The following is a 6,088-nucleotide window of genomic DNA, read 5'->3' on the forward strand; positions in this document are numbered from 1 at the left end:
CCGGGTCGTCCATCACCTGGCACCCGGGGAAGTTCGCGATCAGCTCCCGCGCCTTCTCCCGCGTGATCTTCCTCGCGAACTGCGCGTTGATCGAGATCGAGTGGGCGGTCAGGACCGGCACGCGCACCGTGGTGCAGGTGACGCGCAAGTCGGGGATCCCCATGATCTTGCGCCCCTCGTTGGTCATCTTCATCTCTTCCTTGGTGTAGCCGTTCTCCAGGAAGGCGTCGATGTGCGGGATGACGTTGAAGGCGATCTGGTGCTTGAACGCCGCCACCTCCAGCGACTCGCCCTTCGCAAACGCCTTCGTCTGCGCGATCAGCTCCGCCATCGCCTTGGCGCCGGCCCCCGAGGTGGCCTGGTATGAGGACGCCACGACCCGCGTCAGCGTGCCGAAGTCGTGCAGCGGCTTGAGCGGCATGATCGAGATGATCGTCGTGCAGTTCGGGTTGGCGATGATCCCGCGCTTCGTGTACATCCCGATCGCTTCCGGGTTGATCTCCGGCACCACCAGCGGGATGTCCGGCTCCATCCGGAACGCGGAGGAGTTGTCGACCACCACGGCGCCGGCCGCCCACGCCGCCGGGGCGAACTCCTTGCTCCGCGACGCGCCCGCCGAGAACAGGGCGATGTCGATCCCCTGGAAGGCGTCCTTGGAGAGAAGCTCCACGGGGAACTCCTGTCCGGCGAACTTGAGCTTCTTCCCCACCGACCGCTCGGATGCGAGGAGCCGGAGGTTCTTGATCGGGAATTTCCGCTCCGCGAGGATCTGCAGGAACACCTCACCCACCGCCCCGGTCGCACCGGCGACGGCCACGTTGAACCGCTTGCCGCTCATCGCGTCACCCCTTTGGACAATTTCCGGACGGCGTCCCGGACCCGCTCGCCCATCTCGGTCGTGCCGACCTTCTTCCCCTCGCCTTCGCGGAAGATGTCCCCGGTCCGGAATCCGTCGGCGAGGACCCGTGTGACCGCGCCCTCGATCCAGGCGGCCTCCCCGGGCATGTCAAACGAATATTTTAGCATCATCCCGACGGAAAGTATCGTGGCCAGCGGGTTGGCGACCCCCTTCCCCGCGATGTCGGGCGCGCTGCCGTGGATCGGCTCGAACAGCCCCACCTTGCCGCCGAGCGACGCGGAGGGGAGCATCCCGATCGAGCCGGTGATCATCGACGCCTCGTCGGTCAGGATGTCGCCGAACAGGTTCGTGGTCACGATGACGTCGAACTGGCGCGGGTTGCGGATGAGCTGCATCGCGCAGTTGTCCACGAGCATGTGGGAGAGCGCGACGTCCGGGTACTCCTTCGCCCCCACCTCGGAGACGACCTTGCGCCACAGCTCGGTCGCCTCCAGGACGTTCGACTTGTCCACCGACATGACCTTCCGGGTGCGCTTGCGCGCCAGTTCGAAGGCGACCCGGGCCACCCGCTCGATCTCCGGGCGCGTGTACACTTCCGTGTTGATCCCGGTCTCCACCCCGTTGACCATGGACACGCCCCGCGGCTCGCCGAAGTAGATCCCGCCGGTCAATTCGCGCACCACCATGAGGTCGATCCCCTCGACCAGCTCCCGCCGCAGCGGGGAGGCGTCGAGGAGGGGCGCGAAGACCACCGCGGGGCGCAGGTTGGCGAACAGCCCCAGCTCCTTCCTTAAGCCCAGGAGCGCCCGCTCGGGACGGACGGCGAACGGGAGGACGTCCCATTTCGGGCCGCCCACCGCTCCCAGCAGCACCGCGTCGGACGCCTTCGCCAGCGCCAGGGCGTTCGGGGCCATCGGGACCCCGTGCACGTCGTACGAGGAGCCGCCCAGCAGCTCCTCCTGCGTCTCGAACATCTTCCTCCCGGCGATCTCCTCGAGGGTCCGCAGGACGGCAAGCCCCTCCCGCACGACCTCCGGGCCGATCCCGTCGCCCGGGAACACGCAGATCTTCTTCGCGGCCATCAGCTCCCCTTCTTCCGGGTCTTGATGTAGTTCAGCAGGCCCCCGGCGGCGACCAGCTCCTGCATGAAGGGGGGGATCGGGGAGAACCGGAACTCCTTCCCCTTCGTCTCGTTCCGCAGGATCCCCTTCTCCATGTCCACGGAGATCCGGTCCCCCGTCTCGATCGCGTCGACCGCCTCCGGCGCCTCGAAGATCGGCAGCCCCATGTTGAAGGCGTTCCGGTAGAAGATCCGCGCGAACGACCGGGCGACGACCGCCGAGGCGCCCGACGCCTTGATGGAGATCGGGGCGTGCTCGCGCGAGGAGCCGCACCCGAAATTCTTCCCCGCGACGATGAAGTCGCCCGGGGACACCTTTCCGGCGTACGACGCGTCGATGTCCTCCATGCAGTGCCGCGCCAGCTCCGCCGGGTCGGAGCTGTTCAGGTACCGCGCGGGGATGATGACGTCCGTGTCGACGTCGTCCCCGTACTTCCACGCCTTTCCCGAAAGGATCATGGGAGCTCCTCCGGCCCGCCGATCCGCCCCAGCACCGCGGACGCCGCGGCCACCGCGGGGTTGGCGAGGTACACCTCGCTCTCGGGGTGTCCCATGCGCCCCACGAAGTTGCGGTTGGTCGTCGCGATCGCGCGCTCCCCCTTGGCGAGGATCCCCATGTGCCCGCCCAGGCACGGTCCGCACGTGGGGGTGGAAAAGGCCGCCCCCGCCGTGACGAACGTCTCCATCAATCCTTCCCGCATCGCCTGCAGGTAGATTTCCTGGGTGGCGGGGAAGATCAGCATCCGCACTCCGTCGTGCACCTTGCGCCCCCGGATCACCTCGGCGGCCCTGCGCAGGTCCTCGATCCGGCCGTTCGTGCACGACCCCACCACGACCTGGTCCACCGGCACGTTCCCCACCTTCGACAGGGGGCGCGTGTTCTCCGGCAGGTGCGGGAACGCCACGACCGGCTCGAGCGCGGACATGTCGACGGATAGCTCCTCCGCGTACCTTGCGTCCCGGTCGGCGGTCACGACCTCGTATTTGCTCCTCGGCCGCGCGTCGGAGTACGCCTTCGTGATCCCGTCGAACGGGAAGATGCCGTTTTTCGCCCCCGCCTCGATCGCCATGTTGGTGATCGTGAAGCGCCACGCCATCGGCAGGTGCGCAAGGCCGTCCCCCGCGAACTCCATCGCCCGATAGAGGGCGCCGTCGACGCCGATCTCGCCGATCAGGTGGAGGATCACGTCCTTCCCCTCGACCCACTTCCCCGGCTTCCCCGTGAGGACGATCCGGATCGACTCGGGGACCTTGAGCCACACCTCGCCGGACGCCATCGCCGCGGCCAGGTCGGTGCTCCCGACACCGGTGGAGAAGGCGCACAGCGCCCCGTAGGTGCACGTGTGGCTGTCCGCGCCGATCACCAGGTCCCCGGGGACCACGAGCCCCAGGTCGGGCAGGAGCACGTGCTCGATCCCCATCCGCCCGACCTCGTACCAGTGCGCGATCCCGAACTCCTTCGAGAAATCGCGCATCATCTTGACCTGCTCGGCGCTCTTGATGTCCTTGTTCGGCGCGAAGTGGTCGGGCACCAGCGCGATCCGCTCCCGGTCGAAGACCGCCTTCGCCCCCGTGGACCGGAACGCCTGGATGGCGATCGGGCTGGTCACGTCGTTCCCCAGCGCCAGGTCGACCTTCGCCAGGATCAGCTCCCCCGGCGCGACGGATGCCTTCCCCGCGTGCTTAGCGAGGATTTTCTCTGTGAGCGTCATCCCCATGGATCGTCTTCTCGCTTTCCTCCGACTTTCCCCGCTTCCGGAACATCGCCACCACCTCCCCGACGGGCCCCGAGACGATGTACGCCGAGGTGAGGACGAAGATCATCACCTGCGGCTCCGCCGCCAGCAGCAGCGCCAGGAAGACGAACACCACCAGGGTGTTGAACGGCCGGCGGCGGAACGGCTCCAGGTCCTTGAAGGAGTTGAACTTGACCGTGCTGACCATCAGGAACGCGAGCACGTAGATCGTCAGCAGCACGGCGAAATGCTTGAAGCTCCCGGACCCCCCGAGGTAGTAGAAGAGGAGGATCATCGACGCGACGAACGTGGCCGCCGCCGGGATCGGCAACCCGTTGAACTTCCCCTTCTCCACCGAGTTGATCTGGACGTTGAACCGCGCCAGCCGAAGCGCCCCGCAGATCAGGTAGAGGAACGCCGCCAGCCAACCCCATCGGCCGAACGCGGAGAGCGCCCACCCGTAGACGAGGAACGCCGGGGCCACGCCGAAGGAGACGAGGTCGGCGAGCGAGTCGTACTCGACGCCGAACTTGGTGGTCGTCCGCGTCATCCGCGCCACGCGGCCGTCGAGCCCGTCTAAGATCACCCCCGCCACGATCGCCATCGCCGCCTTCTCGAAGTTCCCGGTGTAGGTGGAGGCAATGGAGTAGAAGCCGGCGAAGAGCGACCCCGAGGTGATGAGGTTCGGCAGGACGTACACCCCTCGCCGCAAGCCGTCCCCGTCCCGCCACTCCCGGCGCCTCACGGGAACACCCCGATCACCGATTCGCCGGCGCGGACGCGGTCCCCCGGCTTCACCTGGATCCTCGCGTCCCCCGGAAGATACAGGTCGACGCGGGAACCGAACCGGATCATCCCGACCCGCTGCCCCTGTCGCACGGGATCCCCCTCCTTCACGTCGCAGACGATCCGGCGGGCGACCATGCCGGCGATCTGCACGTAGGTCACCTTCCGCCCCTCCGGCGTCTCGATCGTCACCCCGTTCTGCTCGTTCGAAAGCGACGCCTTGTCGACGCTCGCCACGTGGAACTTCCCTTTATTGTACCGGACGGCCGCCACCTTCCCCGACACGGGGGCGCGGTTCACGTGGACGTCCATCGGCGACATGAAGATGCTGACCTTCCTGCCGCCCACCGGGGAATACATCCCCGCCGGAGTCTCCCCCGAATAGATGACCTTTCCGTCCGCCGGGGAGACGATCTGCCCCGTCCCCGCCGGAGGCGTGCGGACCGGGTTCCGGAAGAACCAGAGGGAGAACAGGGTGAAGATCAGCCCCAGCGCCGTAAGCGGGATCCACCGGGGCCCCAGCAGTCCGACGGCCGCCGTGAACGCCGCTCCCCCGAGGATGAAGGGCCACCCCTCCGGCGCGAACATCGGGGCGGAACTCCCCGTCAATTCTTCGTCTTGTCGACGAGGCGCCCCTTCGACAGCCACGGCATCAGCGCCCGAAGCTTCCGCCCGACCTCTTCGATCGGGTGGTCCTGGCCGCGGCGCGTGAGGGCGTTGAACACCGGACGGTTCGCGCGGTTCTCGAGCATCCACTCCTTCGCGAACGACCCGTCCTGGATCTCGCCTAAGATCTTCTTCATCTCCCGCTTGGTGTCGTCGTTCACGATCCGCGGGCCGCGCGTCAGGTCCCCGTACTGCGCCGTGTTGCTGATGGAGTACCGCATGGTGGAGATGCCGCCCTCGTAGACGAGGTCCACGATCAGCTTCACCTCGTGCAGGCACTCGAAGTACGCCATCTCCGGCGAATATCCCGCCTCGACCAGCGTCTCGTACCCCGCGAGGATGAGGGCCGTCAGCCCCCCGCACAGCACCGCCTGCTCGCCGAACAGGTCGGTCTCGGTCTCCTCGCGGAACGACGTCTCGAGGACTCCCGCGCGGGCCGCGCCGATCCCGGCCGCGTACGCCAGCGCCACGTCGCGGGTGTTCCCCGACGGGTCCTGGTGGACCGCGATCAGGGCCGGGACCCCCTCGCCCTTCACGTACTGCGCCCGGACCAGGTGGCCGGGCCCCTTCGGGGCGACCATGAAGACGTTCACGTCGGGCCGCGGCACGATCTGGCCGAAATGGATGTTGAACCCGTGGGCGAACATCAGGTACGCGCCCTTGCGCAGGTTCGGGCCGACCGATTCCCGGTAGATGTCCCCCTGGAGCTCGTCGGGCAGGAGCATCACGACGACGTCGGCCTTCTTGACCGCCGTCGCGGCGTCCCCGACCTCGAACTTGGCCTCCTTCGCCTTCTTCTCGTTCCCCCCGCCGGGCAGCTCGCCGACGATGACCTTGAACCCGCTCTCCTTCAGGTTGTTGGCGTGGGCGTGCCCCTGGCTGCCGTACCCCAGGATGGCGATCGTCTTCCCCTTGAGCAGC

Annotated in this window: 7 protein-coding genes; all 7 read right to left on the reverse strand. The window is 67.6% G+C overall.

Going from position 1 to position 6,088, the window contains the following annotated elements; translation table 11 throughout:
- The coding region (locus tag HZB86_05585) for an aspartate-semialdehyde dehydrogenase (GenBank protein MBI5905004.1) at positions 1 to 838 on the reverse strand (838 nt) is incomplete at its 3' end.
- Positions 835 to 1,941 (reverse strand): 3-isopropylmalate dehydrogenase, encoded by a 1,107-nt coding sequence (leuB, locus tag HZB86_05590; protein MBI5905005.1) that lies wholly within the window; start codon positions 1,939 to 1,941, stop codon positions 835 to 837. The genes leuB and HZB86_05585, both read right to left, overlap by 4 nt.
- On the reverse strand, positions 1,941 to 2,438 hold the full coding sequence (gene leuD, locus HZB86_05595; GenBank protein MBI5905006.1) for a 3-isopropylmalate dehydratase small subunit: 498 nt from the start codon (positions 2,436 to 2,438) through the stop codon (positions 1,941 to 1,943). Before leuD ends, leuB begins: the two co-directional genes overlap by 1 nt.
- A complete protein-coding gene (gene leuC / locus HZB86_05600; GenBank protein ID MBI5905007.1) occupies positions 2,435 to 3,697 on the reverse strand; it encodes a 3-isopropylmalate dehydratase large subunit in 1,263 nt (420 codons plus the stop codon). The genes leuD and leuC overlap by 4 nt, the downstream gene beginning before the upstream one ends.
- Positions 3,663 to 4,427, reverse strand: coding sequence for a CDP-diacylglycerol--serine O-phosphatidyltransferase (gene pssA / locus HZB86_05605; GenBank protein MBI5905008.1), 765 nt, complete (start codon positions 4,425 to 4,427; stop codon positions 3,663 to 3,665). The genes leuC and pssA overlap by 35 nt, the downstream gene beginning before the upstream one ends.
- Before the next feature lie 29 nt (positions 4,428 to 4,456).
- Positions 4,457 to 5,110 (reverse strand): phosphatidylserine decarboxylase family protein, encoded by a 654-nt coding sequence (locus HZB86_05610; GenBank protein MBI5905009.1) that lies wholly within the window; start codon positions 5,108 to 5,110, stop codon positions 4,457 to 4,459.
- A partial coding sequence (gene ilvC, locus HZB86_05615; GenBank protein ID MBI5905010.1) for a ketol-acid reductoisomerase occupies positions 5,107 to 6,088 on the reverse strand: 982 nt, incomplete at its 5' end. The genes HZB86_05610 and ilvC, both read right to left, overlap by 4 nt.

This window comes from Deltaproteobacteria bacterium, assembly GCA_016234845.1.
GTDB lineage: Bacteria > Desulfobacterota > Deferrimicrobia > Deferrimicrobiales > Deferrimicrobiaceae > JACRNP01.